Genomic DNA, 17570 nt, shown 5'->3' on the forward strand with positions numbered 1-17570 from the left:
CTGGATATAGAGTATCCTGACGCTGTTTTTAACACAGTTGTAATAAGAGGTTAATCCCTTGAGTGACATGGCGAAAAACCTAATACTCTGGCTGGTCATTGCCGTTGTGCTGATGTCAGTATTCCAGAGCTTTGGGCCCAGCGAGTCGAATAGCCGCAAGGTGGACTACTCTACCTTCCTGCAAGAGGTCAATCAGGACCAGGTTCGCGAAGCGCGTATCAACGGACGTGAGATCAACGTTACCAAGAAAGATAGTAACCGTTACACGACTTACATTCCGGTTAACGATCCGAAGCTTCTCGACAACCTGCTGACTAAAAATGTCAAAGTGGTTGGCGAACCGCCTGAAGAGCCGAGCCTGCTGGCTTCTATCTTCATCTCCTGGTTCCCGATGTTGTTACTGATCGGTGTCTGGATCTTCTTCATGCGCCAGATGCAGGGCGGCGGTGGCAAAGGTGCCATGTCGTTCGGTAAGAGCAAGGCGCGCATGCTGACAGAAGATCAGATCAAAACCACCTTTGCTGACGTCGCAGGTTGTGACGAAGCGAAAGAAGAGGTGGCTGAGCTGGTTGAATATCTGCGTGAGCCGAGCCGTTTCCAGAAACTGGGCGGTAAAATTCCGAAAGGCGTCCTGATGGTCGGCCCTCCGGGTACCGGTAAAACGCTGCTGGCGAAAGCGATCGCTGGCGAAGCGAAGGTTCCGTTCTTTACGATTTCCGGTTCTGACTTCGTGGAAATGTTCGTTGGTGTGGGTGCATCTCGTGTGCGTGACATGTTCGAACAGGCGAAGAAAGCGGCACCGTGCATCATCTTTATCGATGAAATCGACGCCGTAGGCCGTCAGCGTGGCGCAGGCCTGGGCGGTGGTCACGATGAACGTGAACAGACCCTGAACCAGATGCTGGTTGAGATGGACGGCTTCGAAGGTAACGAAGGTATTATCGTTATCGCGGCAACTAACCGTCCGGACGTTCTTGACCCGGCGCTGCTGCGTCCTGGCCGTTTCGACCGTCAGGTTGTGGTTGGCCTGCCAGATGTTCGCGGTCGTGAGCAGATCCTGAAAGTTCACATGCGTCGCGTACCACTGTCTCCGGATATCGACGCGGCAATCATTGCCCGTGGTACCCCTGGTTTCTCCGGTGCAGACCTGGCGAACCTGGTGAACGAAGCGGCACTGTTTGCGGCTCGTGGCAACAAACGCGTTGTATCGATGGTTGAGTTCGAAAAAGCGAAAGACAAAATCATGATGGGTGCGGAACGTCGCTCCATGGTGATGACGGAAGCGCAGAAAGAATCCACCGCATATCACGAAGCAGGCCACGCGATTATTGGTCGCCTGGTACCGGAACACGATCCGGTGCACAAAGTGACGATTATCCCGCGCGGACGTGCGTTGGGTGTGACCTTCTTCCTGCCTGAAGGCGACGCGATCAGCGCCAGCCGTCAGAAACTGGAAAGTCAGATTTCTACGCTGTATGGCGGTCGTCTGGCAGAAGAGATCATCTACGGTGCGGAACATGTTTCTACCGGTGCGTCGAACGACATTAAAGTCGCGACGAACCTCGCGCGTAACATGGTCACCCAGTGGGGCTTTTCCGACAAACTCGGTCCGCTGCTGTATGCGGAAGAAGAGGGCGAAGTGTTCCTGGGGCGTTCAGTTGCGAAAGCGAAACATATGTCTGATGAAACCGCGCGTATCATCGACCAGGAAGTAAAATCGCTCATCGAACGTAACTACGATCGTGCGCGTAAACTGCTTAACGACAATATGGACATCCTGCACGCGATGAAAGATGCACTCATGAAATATGAGACCATCGATGCGCCGCAGATTGATGACCTGATGGCCCGCCGTGATGTTCGCCCGCCAGCCGGCTGGGAAGAACCGGGTTCATCTAACAACTCTGACAACAATGGCACCCCGCGTGCGCCGCGTCCGGTCGATGAACCGCGTACGCCGAACCCGGGCAACACCATGTCAGAACAGTTAGGCGACAAATAAATTATCCGCACGTGATAACGTAGCATCACCTGAAACCCTGAGGCTTGCCTCAGGGTTTTTTTACATTCAAGACAAGAATCGGAAGGATTAGCCATGAAACTCTTCGCCCAGGGCTCCACGCTGGATCTCTCTCACCCTCACGTTATGGGCATTCTGAACGTCACGCCGGATTCGTTCTCCGACGGCGGAACGCACAATACGTTAGTGGAAGCGGTGAAGCACGCTAACCTGATGATTAACGCCGGGGCGACGATTGTGGATGTCGGCGGTGAGTCTACGCGCCCAGGGGCTTCTGACGTCAGCGTTGAAGAAGAGCTGGAGCGCGTAATCCCGGTAGTGGAGGCGATAGCCCAGCGCTTTGAAGTGTGGATCTCCGTCGATACATCAAAACCGGAAGTGATCCGCGAATCTGCGCGCGCAGGCGCGCACATTATTAATGATATCCGCTCGCTCACCGAACCCGGCGCGCTGGAAGCGGCAGCAGAAACCGGACTGCCGGTTTCCCTGATGCATATGCAGGGCAACCCGAAAACCATGCAGGAAGCGCCGAAGTATGATGACGTTTTTGCGGATGTAAATCGCTTCTTTATTGAGCATATCGCCCGTTGTGAAGCGGCAGGTATCGGAAAAGAGAAATTGATCCTCGACCCGGGGTTCGGTTTCGGTAAGAATCTCTCCCATAATTATGCATTACTGGCACGCCTGTCCGAATTCCATCATTTTGGTCTTCCGCTGTTCGTCGGAATGTCACGTAAATCGATGATTGGTCAACTGCTGAACGTTGGGCCTGCCGAGCGCCTCAGCGGCAGCCTGGCGTGTGCGGTGATTGCCGCAATGCAGGGGGCGCATATTATTCGTGTCCATGATGTCAAAGAAACTGTAGAAGCGATGCGCGTGGTGGAAGCTACGTTGTCAGCGAAGGAAAACAAACGCTATGAGTAAACGTAAATATTTTGGTACCGATGGTATTCGTGGCCGCGTAGGCGATGCGCCAATCACCCCTGATTTCGTACTGAAGCTGGGCTGGGCGGCCGGGAAAGTGCTGGCAAGCCACGGTTCACGTAAAATCATCATCGGTAAAGATACCCGTATCTCTGGCTATATGCTGGAGTCCGCGCTGGAAGCAGGCCTGGCGGCGGCGGGCCTTTCTGCCTCCTTCACTGGCCCAATGCCGACCCCTGCGGTGGCTTACCTGACGCGTACTTTCCGTGCCGAGGCGGGCATTGTTATCTCCGCATCGCATAACCCATACTACGACAACGGCATCAAATTCTTCTCTATCGACGGCACCAAACTGCCGGATGAAGTAGAAGAAGCCATCGAAGCGGAGCTGGAAAAAGAGATTAGCTGCGTGGATTCCGCCGAACTGGGTAAAGCCAGCCGTATCGTGGATGCCGCGGGCCGCTATATCGAATTTTGTAAAGCGACCTTCCCGAACGAACTGAGCCTGAACGACCTGAAAATCGTCGTTGACTGTGCGAATGGTGCGACGTATCACATCGCGCCGAACGTATTCCGCGAATTAGGTGCGCAGGTTGTTGCCATCGGCTGTGAGCCGGACGGCGTCAACATCAACCAGGAAGTCGGGGCAACCGACGTGCGTGCCTTACAGGCGCGCGTACTGGCCGAGAAAGCGCATCTTGGCATCGCTTTTGACGGCGACGGCGACCGCGTCATCATGGTTGACCATGAAGGTAATAAAGTCGACGGCGACCAGATCCTTTATATCATCGCCCGCGAAGGGCTGCGTCAGGGCAAACTGCGCGGCGGCGCGGTCGGCACCCTGATGAGCAACATGGGCCTGGAAGTGGCGCTGAAGCAGCTGGGCATTCCGTTTGTGCGCGCCAAAGTAGGCGACCGTTACGTGCTGGAAAAACTGCAGGAGAAAGACTGGCGCATTGGCGCGGAAAACTCCGGCCACGTCATCCTGCTGGACCAAACCACGACGGGCGACGGTATTGTGGCGGCATTGCAGGTCGTTGCAGCGATGGTACGCAACCATATGTCTCTGCATGACCTGTGCAGCGGCATGAAGATGTTCCCGCAGGTGCTGGTCAACGTGCGCTTCACCGCGGGCAGCGGCGACCCGCTGGAAAACGAAACGGTGAAAGCGGTGACGGCTGAGGTGGAAGCCGCACTGGGCAACCGTGGCCGCGTGCTGCTGCGTAAATCTGGCACTGAACCTCTCATTCGCGTGATGGTAGAGGGCGAAGATGAAGCACAGGTTACCGCTTTCGCTAATCGCATTGCGGATGCGGTGAAAGCGGTCTGATACTGGCGATAAGTGATTAATAAGGCGGCGGTTGCCGCCTTTCTTTTAGGGAAAATAGGCTTTTTTGCTGTTTTTTTCCGCAGTTGATACAATGCGATAAAATTGCCCTTGCGAAGGTGATTCGCTTTGGTTAGTATTCACACCCGCTTCAGTGGGAAACATTAAAAACGCCCACTTTAATTGGTCGAAGCAATTGGTATGCGGCAACTCCGCAAGGAACAGGTTGATTATGTACGAAGCTCTTTTAGTAGTTTTCCTTATTGTAGCGATTGGCCTCGTAGGTCTGATCATGCTGCAGCAAGGTAAAGGCGCTGATATGGGAGCCTCCTTCGGAGCAGGCGCTTCCGGCACGCTGTTTGGTTCAAGTGGTTCTGGTAACTTCATGACCCGCATGACCGCAGTTCTGGCAACGTTGTTCTTCATTATCAGTCTGGCGCTGGGTAACATTAACAGCAACAAGACCAATAAAGGAAGCGAGTGGGAAAATCTGAGTGCGCCGAAAACCGAGCAAACTCAGCCAGCTGCACCGGCTCAGCCGACCAGCGATATCCCACACTAAGAGTAGTATCTGTGCTGAGGTGGTGGAATTGGTAGACACGCTACCTTGAGGTGGTAGTGCCCTAACGGGCTTGTGGGTTCGAGTCCCATCCTCAGTACCAATATTCCGAAAGAAAGACGCTGAAAAGCGTCTTTTTTTTCGTCCGTAGTAAACACAGGCGCTGATAAGCGCAGTGCATCAGGCATTGTGCTCGCGGCAGAACAGCCGGATGGCGGCTTCGCCTTATCCGGCCTACAGATGCACCTGGCACTTATCACCGCACGCTTAGTAGGCCTGATAAGCGCAGCGCATCAGGCATTGTGCTCGCGGTAAAACCGCCGGATGGCGGCTTCGCCTTATCCGGCCTACAGATGCACCAGGCACTCATCACCGCACACTTCGTAGGCCTGATAAGCGCAGCGCATCAGGCATTGTGCACGCGGTAAAACCGCCGGATGGCGGCTTCGCCTTATCCGGCCTACAGATGAATTAAACACCGAACGCTTCGTAGGCCTGATAAGCGCAGCGCCATCAGGCATTGTGCACGCACTACCAGCCTACAAAAAAAGCCGCTTACGCGGCTTTTTAGATGCATCGACAGAGACGCAATTACTTCCCTTTCTTCTCCAGATTCTCAACCTGCGGAACACCGCTGGCGGCTGAGGAAGAGAGCAGGCCGGTTTTTGCATAACCGAACAACTTATCGCGCGTGTCGGTGATATCCAGGTTACGCATAGTCAGCTGGCCGATACGATCTTCAGCAGAGAACATCGAGTCGCCTTTCTCCATCGTCAGACGCTCTGCTTTATAGGTCAGGTTGTCAGACACGGTATTCAGAATGGAGTAGTCGTTCCCGCGACGCAGTTCCAGCGTCACTTCGCCGGTAATCTGGCTTGCCACCCAGCGTTGCAGGGAATCACGCAGCATCAGCGCCTGAGAATCGAACCAACGGCCCTGGTACAGCAGACGGCCCAACTGACGGCCATGCGCATGATACTGCTCGATGGTGTCTTCGTTGTGAATACCGGTCAGCAGACGCTCGTAAGCGATATGCAGCAGCGCCATCCCCGGAGCTTCGTAGATGCCACGGCTTTTCGCTTCAATGATACGGTTTTCAATCTGATCGCTCATGCCCAGACCGTGACGGCCGCCGATGCGATTCGCTTCCAGCATCATCTCCACGTCGTCGCTGAAGGTTTTACCGTTCAGCGCCACCGGATGACCCTGTTCAAAACGCACGGTCACTTCTTCCGCCGGGATCTTCACGTTCTCGTCCCAGAACTTCACGCCCATAATCGGGTTAACGATTTTGACGCTAGAGTTCAGGAATTCGAGATCTTTCGCTTCGTGCGTCGCGCCGAGCATGTTGGAGTCGGTGGAGTAGGCTTTCTCGACGGACATTTTGTAGTCGAAGCCGCAGGAAATCATAAACTCAGACATCTCATGGCGACCGCCCAACTCATCGATAAAGTCGCTATCGAGCCACGGTTTGTAAATCTGCAGTTCGGCGTTGGTCAGCAGGCCATAACGATAGAAACGTTCAATATCGTTGCCTTTATAGGTGCTGCCGTCGCCCCAAATGTTCACGCCATCTTCTTTCATGGCGGCAACCAGCATGGTGCCGGTAACGGCACGGCCGAGTGGGGTTGTGTTGAAGTAGGTCAGGCCGCCGGTGGTATTGTGGAAAGCGCCACATTGAATAGCGGCAATACCTTCTGCAACCAGCTGCTTACGGCAGTCGATCAGACGAGCGTTCTCTGCGCCGTATTCCATGGCACGGCGTGGGATAGCGTCGTAGTCTTCTTCATCAGGCTGGCCCAGGTTTGCAGTATAGGCATAAGGCACTGCCCCTTTTTGTCGCATCCACAGCAGCGCCGCGCTGGTGTCCAGACCGCCGGAGAAGGCGATACCAATACGTTGACCTACCGGAAGATGCTTGAGAATCGTCGTCATAAAGTAAAACCCTGCTTTGATAGACTGATGGAGAAAACGCTTTTTCGCTCTCAGTGAATTTTTATGCAAAATAAATGAGTTTTCATTTAATCATCTTTTGCGCAATACCGGAAGTGCTTCGTGCGATTTTCAGTGAAAAATCCTTATCGCTTCGGCGTATCACTCATGACACATTACCGCCAGTGATACTGCTTGTCCGCTGCATAGAATGTGAGGTTGACAGGATGTTACTTACTTCCTTATACTACAGGCCGATTTTACGTCCCGTCCTCGGTACCAAATCCCAGCATTATTTGCATTTTTTACTCAAAACGCGTAAAATTTGCCACGTTTCAGGCGCGGGGTGGAGCAGCCTGGTAGCTCGTCGGGCTCATAACCCGAAGGTCGTCGGTTCAAATCCGGCCCCCGCAACCACTTTCCCTTAGAGTTCTTTTTCAAATATACTGTGAAGACTTAGGCCTTCGTAGCTGGATTTGAAAAAAATTCTTTCGGAAGGTTCTCCAGGCCGCAGTTGCGGCTATAGGGTTCAGTTATCTAAAGCCCCGATTTATCGGGGTTTTTTGTTATCTGACTACAGAATAACTGGGCTTTACGCCCTTTTTTTATGTCTTGGGGGTGGGTTTGTCCACATTAGAGCAAAAATTAACAGAGATGATTACGGCACCAGTTGAAGCCCTGGGCTACGAACTGGTCGGCATCGAATTTATTCGCGGTCGCACATCCACACTGCGCATCTATATTGATAGTGAAGATGGCATCAATGTTGATGATTGTGCTGATGTGAGCCACCAGGTAAGCGCGGTAATGGATGTAGAAGATCCGATTACTGTAGCTTACAACCTGGAAGTTTCCTCTCCGGGCCTCGATCGTCCTATGTTCACCGCGGAACACTACACGCGTTTCCTGGGTGAAGAGGTGACGCTGGTCCTGCGCATGGCGGTTCAGAACCGTCGTAAATGGCAGGGCATTATCAAAGCGGTAGACGGTGAAATGATCACTGTGACAGTCGAAGGCAAAGATGAAGTGTTCGCGCTGAGTAACATCCAGAAGGCGAACCTGGTTCCCCACTTTTAACAGTCTGGATTGAGGTGAAAGGCCCCGATGAACAAAGAAATTTTGGCTGTTGTTGAAGCCGTCTCCAATGAGAAAGCGCTGCCGCGTGAGAAGATTTTCGAAGCGCTGGAAAGCGCGCTGGCAACGGCTACTAAGAAAAAATACGAGCAAGAAATTGACGTTCGCGTAGAAATTGATCGTAAGAGCGGCGATTTCGACACATTCCGTCGTTGGGTGATCGTTGAAGAGGTCACGCAGCCGACTAAAGAAATTACCCTGGAAGCAGCACGCTACGAAGACGAAAGCCTGAATGTGGGTGACTATGTTGAAGACCAGATCGAATCTGTGACCTTCGACCGTATCACCACGCAAACGGCGAAACAGGTTATCGTCCAGAAAGTTCGTGAAGCTGAACGCGCAATGGTCGTTGATCAGTTCCGCGAGCACGAAGGTGAAATCATCACCGGCGTGGTGAAGAAAGTGAACCGTGACAACATCTCTTTGGATCTCGGCAACAATGCTGAAGCCGTTATCCTGCGTGAAGATATGCTGCCGCGTGAAAACTTCCGTCCAGGCGACCGTATCCGTGGTGTACTTTATTCCGTACGTCCGGAAGCGCGTGGCGCACAGCTGTTCGTCACTCGCTCCAAGCCGGAAATGCTGATCGAACTGTTCCGCATTGAAGTGCCAGAAATTGGCGAAGAAGTTATTGAAATCAAAGCAGCCGCTCGCGATCCAGGTTCTCGTGCGAAAATCGCCGTGAAAACCAACGATAAGCGTATCGATCCGGTGGGTGCTTGCGTGGGTATGCGCGGTGCGCGTGTTCAGGCCGTTTCGACGGAGCTGGGCGGCGAGCGTATCGACATCGTTCTGTGGGACGATAACCCGGCGCAGTTCGTGATCAACGCAATGGCGCCGGCGGATGTCGCGTCTATCGTGGTCGACGAAGATAAACACACTATGGATATCGCTGTTGAAGCGGGCAACCTGGCGCAGGCGATTGGCCGTAACGGTCAGAACGTACGTCTTGCCTCGCAGCTGAGCGGCTGGGAACTCAACGTGATGACCGTTGATGACCTGCAGGCGAAGCATCAGGCTGAAGCGCACGCGGCGATCGATACCTTCACCAAATATCTCGATATTGATGAAGATTTCGCGACAGTGCTGGTTGAAGAAGGCTTCTCCACGCTGGAAGAACTGGCCTACGTGCCAATGAAAGAACTGCTGGAAATCGACGGTCTTGATGAAGACACCGTTGAGGCACTGCGCGAACGTGCTAAAAACGCACTGACCACTCTGGCACTGGCCCAGGAAGAAAGCCTCGGTGATAACAAACCGGCTGACGATCTGCTCAACCTTGAAGGGCTGGATCGCGCAATGGCATTCAAACTGGCAGCTCGTGGTGTTTGTACGCTGGAAGATCTCGCTGAACAAGGCGTTGATGACCTGGCTGATATCGAAGGTTTAACTGACGAGAAAGCCGGCGAGCTCATCATGGCCGCCCGTAATATTTGCTGGTTCGGCGACGAAGCGTAATAAACTGTAGCAGGAAGGAACAGCATGACAGATGTAACCGTAAAAACGCTGGCCGCAGAGATACAGACCTCGGTGGATCGCCTGGTACAGCAATTTGCTGACGCTGGTATCCCGAAGTCTGCTGATGACTCTGTGTCCGCACAAGAGAAACAAACTTTACTGGCGCACCTGAACCGTGAAAACGGTTCTGCGCCGGACAAATTGACCCTGCAGCGCAAAACGCGCAGCACGCTCAATATCCCAGGTACCGGCGGTAAAAGTAAGTCGGTGCAAATTGAAGTCCGCAAGACACGCACCTTTGTGAAACGCGATCCGCAAGAGGCTGAACGCCTGGCCGCGGAAGAGCAGGCGCAGCGTGAAGCGGAAGAGCAAGCCCGTCGTGAAGCTGAAGAAGCAGCGAAGCGCGAGGCGCAACAGAAAGCTGAACGTGAGGCCGCGGAACAAGCGAAACGTGAAGCCGCTGATAAAGCGAAACGTGAAGCTGCGGAAAAAGACAAAGTGAGCAATCAACAAGACGATATGACTAAAACTGCCCAGGCTGAGAAAGCCCGCCGTGAAAGTGAAGCTGCTGAGCTGAAGCGTAAAGCGGAAGAAGAAGCACGCCGCAAGCTTGAAGAAGAAGCGCGCCGCGTAGCGGAAGAAGCCCGCCGCATGGCAGAAGAAAACGAGAAAAATGGCGTGAATAACGCTGAGCCGACTGAAGACACCAGCGACTATCACGTCACCACTTCTCAGCATGCTCGCCAGGCTGAAGATGAAAACGACCGTGAAGTTGAAGGTGGTCGTGGCCGTGGTCGCAACGCGAAAGCGGCGCGTCCGGCGAAAAAAGGCAACAAACACGCTGAATCAAAAGCTGACCGTGAAGAAGCGCGTGCTGCGGTTCGTGGCGGTAAAGGCGGCAAACAGCGTAAAGGTTCTTCTCTGCAGCAGGGCTTCCAGAAGCCAGCGCAGGCTGTTAACCGTGACGTTGTGATCGGCGAAACCATCACCGTTGGCGATCTGGCTAACAAAATGGCCGTTAAAGGTTCTCAGGTCATCAAAGCGATGATGAAACTGGGCGCCATGGCGACCATCAACCAGGTCATCGACCAGGAAACCGCACAGCTGGTTGCCGAAGAGATGGGCCACAAAGTTATCCTGCGTCGTGAAAACGAGCTGGAAGAAGCGGTAATGAGCGACCGTGACACGGGTGCTGCGGCTGAACCGCGCGCGCCGGTCGTGACCATCATGGGTCACGTTGACCACGGTAAAACCTCTCTGCTGGACTACATTCGTTCTACGAAAGTGGCCTCTGGCGAAGCGGGCGGCATTACTCAGCACATCGGTGCATACCACGTTGAAACTGACAACGGTATGATCACCTTCCTGGATACCCCAGGCCACGCCGCGTTTACCTCTATGCGTGCTCGTGGTGCGCAGGCAACGGATATCGTTGTTCTGGTTGTCGCAGCAGACGACGGCGTGATGCCGCAGACCATCGAAGCTATCCAGCACGCGAAAGCGGCGCAGGTTCCGCTGGTTGTTGCGGTGAACAAAATCGATAAGCCAGAAGCTGACCTCGATCGCGTTAAGAACGAACTCTCCCAGTACGGCGTTATGCCGGAAGAGTGGGGCGGTGAAGCACAGTTCATCCCAGTTTCTGCGAAAGCGGGTACCGGTATTGATGACCTGCTGAACGCCATCCTGCTGCAGGCGGAAGTTCTGGAGCTGAAAGCGGTTCGTAAAGGTATGGCGAGCGGCGCGGTTATCGAATCCTTCCTGGATAAAGGTCGTGGTCCGGTTGCTACCGTTCTGGTACGCGAAGGTACTCTGCACAAGGGCGACATCGTTCTGTGTGGCTTCGAATATGGCCGTGTTCGTGCGATGCGTAACGAACTGGGTCAGGAAGTGCTGGAAGCAGGTCCGTCCATTCCGGTGGAAATCCTCGGTCTGTCCGGTGTTCCGGCTGCTGGTGATGAAGTGACCGTTGTGCGTGACGAGAAGAAAGCGCGTGAAGTTGCACTGTATCGTCAGGGTAAATTCCGTGAAGTTAAACTGGCTCGTCAGCAGAAATCTAAACTGGAGAACATGTTCGCCAACATGACCGAAGGCGAAGTTCACGAAGTGAACGTCGTACTGAAGGCTGACGTACAGGGTTCTGTAGAAGCGATTTCCGATTCCTTGCTGAAACTGTCTACCGACGAAGTGAAAGTGAAGATCATCGGTTCTGGCGTAGGTGGTATTACCGAAACCGACGCTACGCTTGCTGCGGCTTCCAACGCCATCCTGGTTGGCTTCAACGTCCGTGCTGATGCCTCTGCGCGTCGCGTGATCGAAGCGGAAAGCCTGGATCTGCGTTACTACTCCGTCATCTATAACCTGATCGACGAAGTGAAAGCGGCGATGAGCGGCATGCTGTCTCCGGAACTGAAACAGCAGATCATCGGTCTGGCTGAAGTGCGTGACGTGTTCAAATCACCGAAATTCGGTGCGATCGCGGGCTGTATGGTTACCGAAGGTATCATCAAACGTCACAACCCAATCCGCGTTCTGCGCGACAACGTGGTTATCTATGAAGGCGAGCTGGAATCCCTGCGCCGCTTCAAAGATGACGTTAACGAAGTCCGTAACGGCATGGAATGTGGTATCGGCGTGAAGAACTACAACGACGTTCGCGTTGGCGATATGATCGAAGTGTTCGAGATCATCGAAATTCAGCGTACCATCGCATAATCTTCGTAATGCCCGGTGGCACTTCGTTTACCGGGCCTGGATGATTATTGTAAGCCGGGTTGTAGGCCTGATAAGCGTAGCGCCATCAGGCTTAGAAGCGCCACCCGGCATGAATTTTAAAAGGGGCTTTTGGCCCCTTTTTTGTCTGGAGAATTTATTATGGCGAAAGAATTTGGTCGCCCGCAGCGCGTGGGCCAGGAGATGCAAAAAGAGATCGCACTCATCCTGCAGCGCGAAATTAAAGACCCGCGTCTGGGCATGATGACCACCGTTTCCGGCGTGGAAATGTCTCGTGACCTGGCCTATGCCAAAGTGTTCGTTACCTTCCTGAACGACAAAGATGAAGCTGCCGTAAAAGCAGGCATCAAAGCGCTGCAGGAAGCATCCGGTTTCATCCGCTCGCTGCTGGGTAAAGCTATGCGCCTGCGTATCGTGCCGGAACTGACCTTCTTCTACGACAACTCATTAGTAGAAGGTATGCGTATGTCCAACCTGGTGACTAACGTGGTGAAACATGACGAAGAACGTCGTGTGAACCCGGACGACAGCAAGGAGGACTGATGAGTCGTCCTCGTCGTCGCGGTCGTGATATCCACGGCGTATTGTTGCTGGATAAACCACAAGGTGCATCCAGCAATGATGTGCTGCAAAAAGTAAAACGTCTCTATAACGCGAACCGCGCCGGGCATACCGGGGCGCTGGATCCGCTGGCGACCGGCATGCTGCCGATTTGCCTTGGGGAAGCCACCAAGTTTTCCCAGTATCTGCTGGATTCCGATAAGCGTTATCGCGTCATCGCACGATTGGGCCAACGTACCGATACGTCCGATGCCGACGGTCAGATTGTTGAAGAGCGCCCGGTGACCTTCACCGATGCGCAGCTGGCTGAAGCGCTGGAGAGTTTTCGTGGCGACACCCAGCAGGTGCCGTCCATGTATTCGGCGCTGAAGTATCAGGGCAAAAAGCTCTACGAATATGCCCGCCAGGGCATTGAAGTTCCGCGTGAAGCGCGCCCGATTACCGTGTATGAACTGCTGTTTATTCGCCACGAAGGCAATGAACTGGAGCTGGAAATACACTGTTCGAAAGGCACCTACATTCGCACCATCATTGATGACCTGGGCGAAAAGCTCGGCTGCGGCGCGCACGTCATTTTCCTGCGTCGTCTGGCGGTGAGTAAATATCCGGTTGAGCGGATGGTGACCCTGGAACAGTTGCGTGAGTATGTGGAGCAGGCTGAACAGCAGGGTATTCCTGCCGCCCAACTGCTGGACCCGCTGCTGATGCCGATGGATAGTCCAGCTTCGGACTTCCCAGTCGTCAATATTCCATCCGTCGTGGCGGCGTACTTTAAGAACGGTCAGCCGGTGCGTGCCTCTCAGGCGCCAGGTAGCGGATTAGTCCGCGTCACCGAGGGCGACGACGCGAAATTTATCGGCATGGCTGAAATTGACGATGAAGGCCGCGTTGCACCGCGTCGCCTGGTGGTGGAATACCCCGAGTGAGGCAATTGCCTCTCTTGCGATAACAGGCCGCTACGAGTAGAATGTTGCGGCTTAACGCCTGCGTAATTGTTTAACAATTGGCAAGCGTTATCTCAGGGCTGCTGAATTAGAGATCGGCACCCTTTCATTCTTTTAAATTTGGAGTTCAAAATGTCTCTAAGCGTTGAAGCTAAAGCACAAATCGTTTCTGAGTTCGGTCGCGATGCGAACGACAGCGGTTCTACCGAAGTTCAGGTTGCTCTGCTGACTGCACAGATCAACCACCTGCAGGGTCACTTTGCAGAGCACAAAAAAGATCACCACAGCCGTCGTGGTCTGCTGCGCATGGTTTCTCAGCGTCGTAAACTGCTGGACTACCTGAAACGTAAAGATGTTGCACGCTACACCGCGCTGATCGAGCGTCTGGGTCTGCGTCGCTAATTCTGGCGAGTTTCAGAAAGAGGGGCCTTTATGGCCCCTTTTTTCCACCAGATGTCAGCTAGTTAAGAGAAAATGTACCCGAAATAAATAGCGCTTTAGCGAAAGTATCGGTGCCACGTAAATGAATTTACAACGCACTTTGCTAACGCAGCGGTATTTTGAAAGATAACGGGTATAATGTATTGTTGTTGTACATGTTCTTCATTGCAGAGGTTCGCGCGGCTAATGAGAGGCTTCACCCATGAAGGGTTAGGGTTGTCATTAGTCGCGAGGATGCAACGAAGTTCGAGTTCCTATGTCGGCACGCCTGAAGGTGTGCTGCCACTTATTAAGAAAGGATAGAATTTTGCTTAATCCGATCGTTCGTAAATTCCAGTACGGCCAACACACCGTAACCCTGGAAACCGGCATGATGGCGCGTCAGGCAACTGCCGCCGTGATGGTTAGCATGGATGACACCGCGGTATTCGTTACCGTTGTCGGCCAGAAAAAAGCGAAACCAGGCCAGGACTTCTTCCCGCTGACCGTTAACTATCAGGAGCGTACCTACGCTGCTGGTCGTATCCCGGGTAGCTTCTTCCGTCGTGAAGGCCGTCCAAGCGAAGGCGAAACCCTGATCGCGCGTCTGATTGACCGCCCGGTTCGCCCGCTGTTCCCGGAAGGCTTCGTCAACGAAGTTCAGGTTATCGCGACCGTTGTGTCCGTAAACCCGCAGGTTAACCCAGACATCGTGGCAATGATTGGTGCTTCTGCAGCTCTGTCTCTGTCCGGTATCCCGTTCAACGGCCCGATTGGTGCCGCTCGCGTAGGTTACATCAATGACCAGTACGTGCTGAACCCGACTCAGGACGAACTGAAAGAAAGCAAGCTGGACCTGGTTGTTGCCGGTACCGAAGCCGCTGTGCTGATGGTTGAATCCGAAGCAGAACTGCTGAGCGAAGACCAGATGCTGGGCGCTGTTGTGTTCGGTCATGAACAGCAGCAGGTTGTTATCCGCGAAATCAACGAGCTGGTTAAAGAAGCCGGTAAACCACGTTGGGACTGGCAGCCAGAAGCCGTCAACGACGCGCTGAACGCACGCGTTGCTGCCCTGGCAGAAGCTCGCCTGAGCGACGCTTACCGCATCACCGACAAACAAGAGCGTTATGCTCAGGTTGACGTGATCAAATCTGAAACCATCGCAACGCTTACGGCAGAAGACGAAACTCTGGACGCTAACGAGCTGGGCGAAATCCTGCACGCCATCGAGAAAAACGTTGTTCGTAGCCGCGTACTGGCAGGCGAACCGCGTATCGATGGCCGTGAAAAAGACATGATCCGTGGTCTGGACGTGCGCACTGGCGTTCTGCCGCGTACTCACGGCTCCGCGCTGTTCACCCGTGGTGAAACGCAGGCGCTGGTGACTGCAACTCTGGGTACCACCCGTGATGCGCAGAACCTCGATGAGCTGATGGGCGAGCGTACTGACAACTTCCTGTTCCACTACAACTTCCCTCCGTACTGCGTAGGTGAAACTGGTATGGTCGGTTCTCCGAAGCGTCGTGAAATTGGTCACGGCCGTCTGGCGAAACGCGGCGTACTGGCAGTGATGCCGGAACTGGACAAATTCCCGTACACCGTTCGTGTGGTTTCTGAAATCACCGAATCCAACGGTTCTTCTTCCATGGCTTCCGTATGTGGCGCTTCTCTGGCGCTGATGGACGCAGGTGTGCCGATCAAAGCCGCCGTTGCGGGTATCGCGATGGGTCTGGTGAAAGAAGGCGACAACTTTGTTGTTCTGTCTGACATCCTGGGCGACGAAGACCACCTGGGCGATATGGACTTCAAAGTAGCGGGTTCCCGCGACGGTATCTCTGCGCTGCAGATGGATATCAAAATTGAAGGTATCACCAAAGAAATCATGCAGGTTGCTCTGAACCAGGCTAAAGGTGCGCGTCTGCACATCCTGGGCGTGATGGAACAGGCGATCAACGCGCCGCGCGGCGACATCTCTCAGTTCGCACCGCGTATCCACACCATCAAGATCAGCCCGGACAAAATCAAAGACGTTATCGGTAAAGGCGGTTCTGTTATCCGTGCCCTGACCGAAGAAACCGGCACCACCATCGAAATCGAAGATGACGGTACTGTGAAGATCGCAGCGACCGACGGTGAGAAAGCGAAATACGCTATCCGTCGTATCGAAGAGATCACCGCAGAGATCGAAGTGGGCCGTATCTATAACGGTAAAGTGACCCGTATCGTAGACTTTGGTGCATTCGTTGCCATCGGCGGCGGTAAAGAAGGTCTGGTGCACATCTCTCAGATCGCTGACAAGCGTGTTGAGAAAGTCACTGATTACCTGCAGATGAATCAGGAAGTACCGGTTAAGGTTCTGGAAGTTGACCGTCAGGGCCGTATCCGTCTGAGCATCAAAGAAGCAACCGAGCAGTCTCAGCCTGCCGCCGCACCGGAAGCTCCGGCCGCGGAACAAGGCGAGTAAGGTTTGCCGTTTTGCCCTCTGCGCGAGCAGGGGGCAATTTTACCTGGCGGGATGCCTGTTTGCAGCCGGGGGACAGGACGTTCATCCAATTGTTGTCTTCGGGAGTGGGAAATGAAGCCTTTTTTGCGCTGGTGTTTCGTAGCGACAGCACTCACGCTGGCAGGATGCAGTAATTCTGCCTGGCGAAAGAGTGAGGTCCTCGCGGTACCATTGCAACCGACTTTACAGCAGGAAGTGATTCTGGCACGCATGGAACAAATTCTTGCCAGTCGGGCTTTAACCGATGACGAACGCGCACAGCTTTTATATGAGCGCGGAGTGTTGTATGATAGTCTCGGTCTGAGGGCACTAGCGCGTAACGATTTTTCGCAAGCGCTGGCAATCCGACCAGATATGCCTGAAGTATTCAATTACTTAGGCATTTACTTAACGCAGGCAGGCAATTTTGATGCTGCCTATGAAGCGTTTGATTCTGTACTTGAGCTTGATCCAACTTACAATTATGCGCACTTGAACCGCGGCATCGCGCTTTACTACGGTGGCCGTGCAAAATTAGCGCAAGATGATCTGCTGGCGTTTTATCAAGACGATCCCAATGATCCCTTCCGTAGTCTGTGGTTATTCCTCGCTGAGCAGAAGCTCGATGAGAAGCAGGCAAAAGAGGCGTTGAAACAACGCTTCGATAAATCGGATAAAGAACAATGGGGATGGAACATTGTCGAGTTCTACTTAGGCAACATTGACGAAAAAACGTTAATGGAGCGCCTGAAGGCGGACGCAACGGATAACACCTCGCTCGCTGAGCATCTCAGTGAAACCAACTTCTATTTAGGTAAGTATTACCTAAGTCTTGGGGACAAGGACAGCGCTACGGCACTGTTCAAACTGGCGGTTGCTAACAACGTTCATAACTATGTTGAGCACCGATACGCATTGTTGGAATTATCGCTCCTGGGCCAGGACCAAGATGACCTGGCAGAATCGGACCAGCAATAGCTGACGACTACATCAGCCCGTAATCTTTTTGATTGCCATCACCTTCGCGGGTGAGGGCGTTGTTGTTCGTTAATACACCTACTTTGAGCCGGTTCACACTT

At 53.6% G+C, this 17570-nt stretch carries 13 protein-coding genes and 2 tRNA genes; 14 read left to right on the forward strand and 1 reads right to left on the reverse strand.

Annotation, left to right across the window (positions count from 1 at the left end; translation table 11 throughout):
- Positions 1–67 precede the first annotated feature (67 nt).
- The 5 genes from ftsH (at position 68) to G163CM_RS20735 (ending at position 4933) form a co-directional block, all read left to right on the forward strand.
- The gene (ftsH, locus tag G163CM_RS20715) at positions 68–2002 is read left to right on the forward strand and encodes an ATP-dependent zinc metalloprotease FtsH (protein ID WP_041686165.1); all 1935 of its coding nucleotides are present in this window, start codon (positions 68–70) and stop codon (positions 2000–2002) included.
- Between the two features lie 93 nt (positions 2003–2095).
- On the forward strand, positions 2096–2944 hold the full coding sequence (gene folP, locus G163CM_RS20720; RefSeq protein WP_231826123.1) for a dihydropteroate synthase: 849 nt from the start codon (positions 2096–2098) through the stop codon (positions 2942–2944).
- Positions 2937–4274 (forward strand): phosphoglucosamine mutase, encoded by a 1338-nt coding sequence (glmM, locus tag G163CM_RS20725; RefSeq protein ID WP_015962849.1) that lies wholly within the window; start codon positions 2937–2939, stop codon positions 4272–4274. Before folP ends, glmM begins: the two co-directional genes overlap by 8 nt.
- 229 nt (positions 4275–4503) lie before the next feature.
- Entirely contained in the window at positions 4504–4833 is a 330-nt protein-coding gene (gene secG / locus G163CM_RS20730; RefSeq protein WP_015962861.1) for a preprotein translocase subunit SecG, read from the forward strand.
- Between the two features lie 13 nt (positions 4834–4846).
- Positions 4847–4933, forward strand: a tRNA-Leu gene (locus G163CM_RS20735).
- 488 nt (positions 4934–5421) lie between these two features.
- On the opposite strand, the gene argG is transcribed toward G163CM_RS20735, so the two are convergent.
- A complete protein-coding gene (gene argG / locus G163CM_RS20740) occupies positions 5422–6765 on the reverse strand; it encodes an argininosuccinate synthase (RefSeq protein ID WP_149463986.1) in 1344 nt (447 codons plus the stop codon).
- A 337-nt stretch (positions 6766–7102) separates the two neighbouring features.
- Here argG and G163CM_RS20745 point away from each other — a divergent pair.
- The 9 genes from G163CM_RS20745 (at position 7103) to nlpI (ending at position 17469) form a co-directional block, all read left to right on the forward strand.
- Positions 7103–7179: transfer RNA gene (locus G163CM_RS20745), tRNA-Met, on the forward strand.
- Between the two features lie 207 nt (positions 7180–7386).
- Positions 7387–7839 carry a ribosome maturation factor RimP gene (gene rimP / locus G163CM_RS20750; RefSeq protein ID WP_015962865.1) on the forward strand — a complete coding sequence of 151 codons (453 nt, stop codon included), beginning with the start codon at positions 7387–7389 and terminating at the stop codon, positions 7837–7839.
- Between the two features lie 27 nt (positions 7840–7866).
- The gene (nusA, locus tag G163CM_RS20755) at positions 7867–9354 is read left to right on the forward strand and encodes a transcription termination factor NusA (protein WP_015962866.1); all 1488 of its coding nucleotides are present in this window, start codon (positions 7867–7869) and stop codon (positions 9352–9354) included.
- A 24-nt stretch (positions 9355–9378) separates the two neighbouring features.
- Positions 9379–12066 (forward strand): translation initiation factor IF-2, encoded by a 2688-nt coding sequence (infB, locus tag G163CM_RS20760; protein ID WP_231826124.1) that lies wholly within the window; start codon positions 9379–9381, stop codon positions 12064–12066.
- 159 nt (positions 12067–12225) lie between these two features.
- Positions 12226–12627 (forward strand): 30S ribosome-binding factor RbfA, encoded by a 402-nt coding sequence (gene rbfA, locus G163CM_RS20765; RefSeq protein ID WP_015962868.1) that lies wholly within the window; start codon positions 12226–12228, stop codon positions 12625–12627.
- Positions 12627–13571: a tRNA pseudouridine(55) synthase TruB gene (truB, locus tag G163CM_RS20770; protein WP_231826125.1), complete on the forward strand. Its 945-nt coding sequence runs from the start codon at positions 12627–12629 to the stop codon at positions 13569–13571. Before rbfA ends, truB begins: the two co-directional genes overlap by 1 nt.
- A 150-nt stretch (positions 13572–13721) precedes the next feature.
- The gene (rpsO, locus tag G163CM_RS20775; protein WP_015962870.1) at positions 13722–13991 is read left to right on the forward strand and encodes a 30S ribosomal protein S15; all 270 of its coding nucleotides are present in this window, start codon (positions 13722–13724) and stop codon (positions 13989–13991) included.
- A gap of 346 nt (positions 13992–14337) precedes the next feature.
- Entirely contained in the window at positions 14338–16473 is a 2136-nt protein-coding gene (pnp, locus tag G163CM_RS20780; protein WP_231826126.1) for a polyribonucleotide nucleotidyltransferase, read from the forward strand.
- A 111-nt stretch (positions 16474–16584) separates the two neighbouring features.
- Complete coding sequence (gene nlpI, locus G163CM_RS20785; RefSeq protein WP_015962872.1) at positions 16585–17469, forward strand: lipoprotein NlpI; 885 nt, start codon at positions 16585–16587, stop codon at positions 17467–17469.
- The last annotated feature ends 101 nt before the right edge of the window (positions 17470–17570 follow it).

Source organism: Pseudocitrobacter corydidari (assembly GCF_021172065.1).
Lineage (GTDB): Bacteria > Pseudomonadota > Gammaproteobacteria > Enterobacterales > Enterobacteriaceae > Pseudocitrobacter > Pseudocitrobacter corydidari.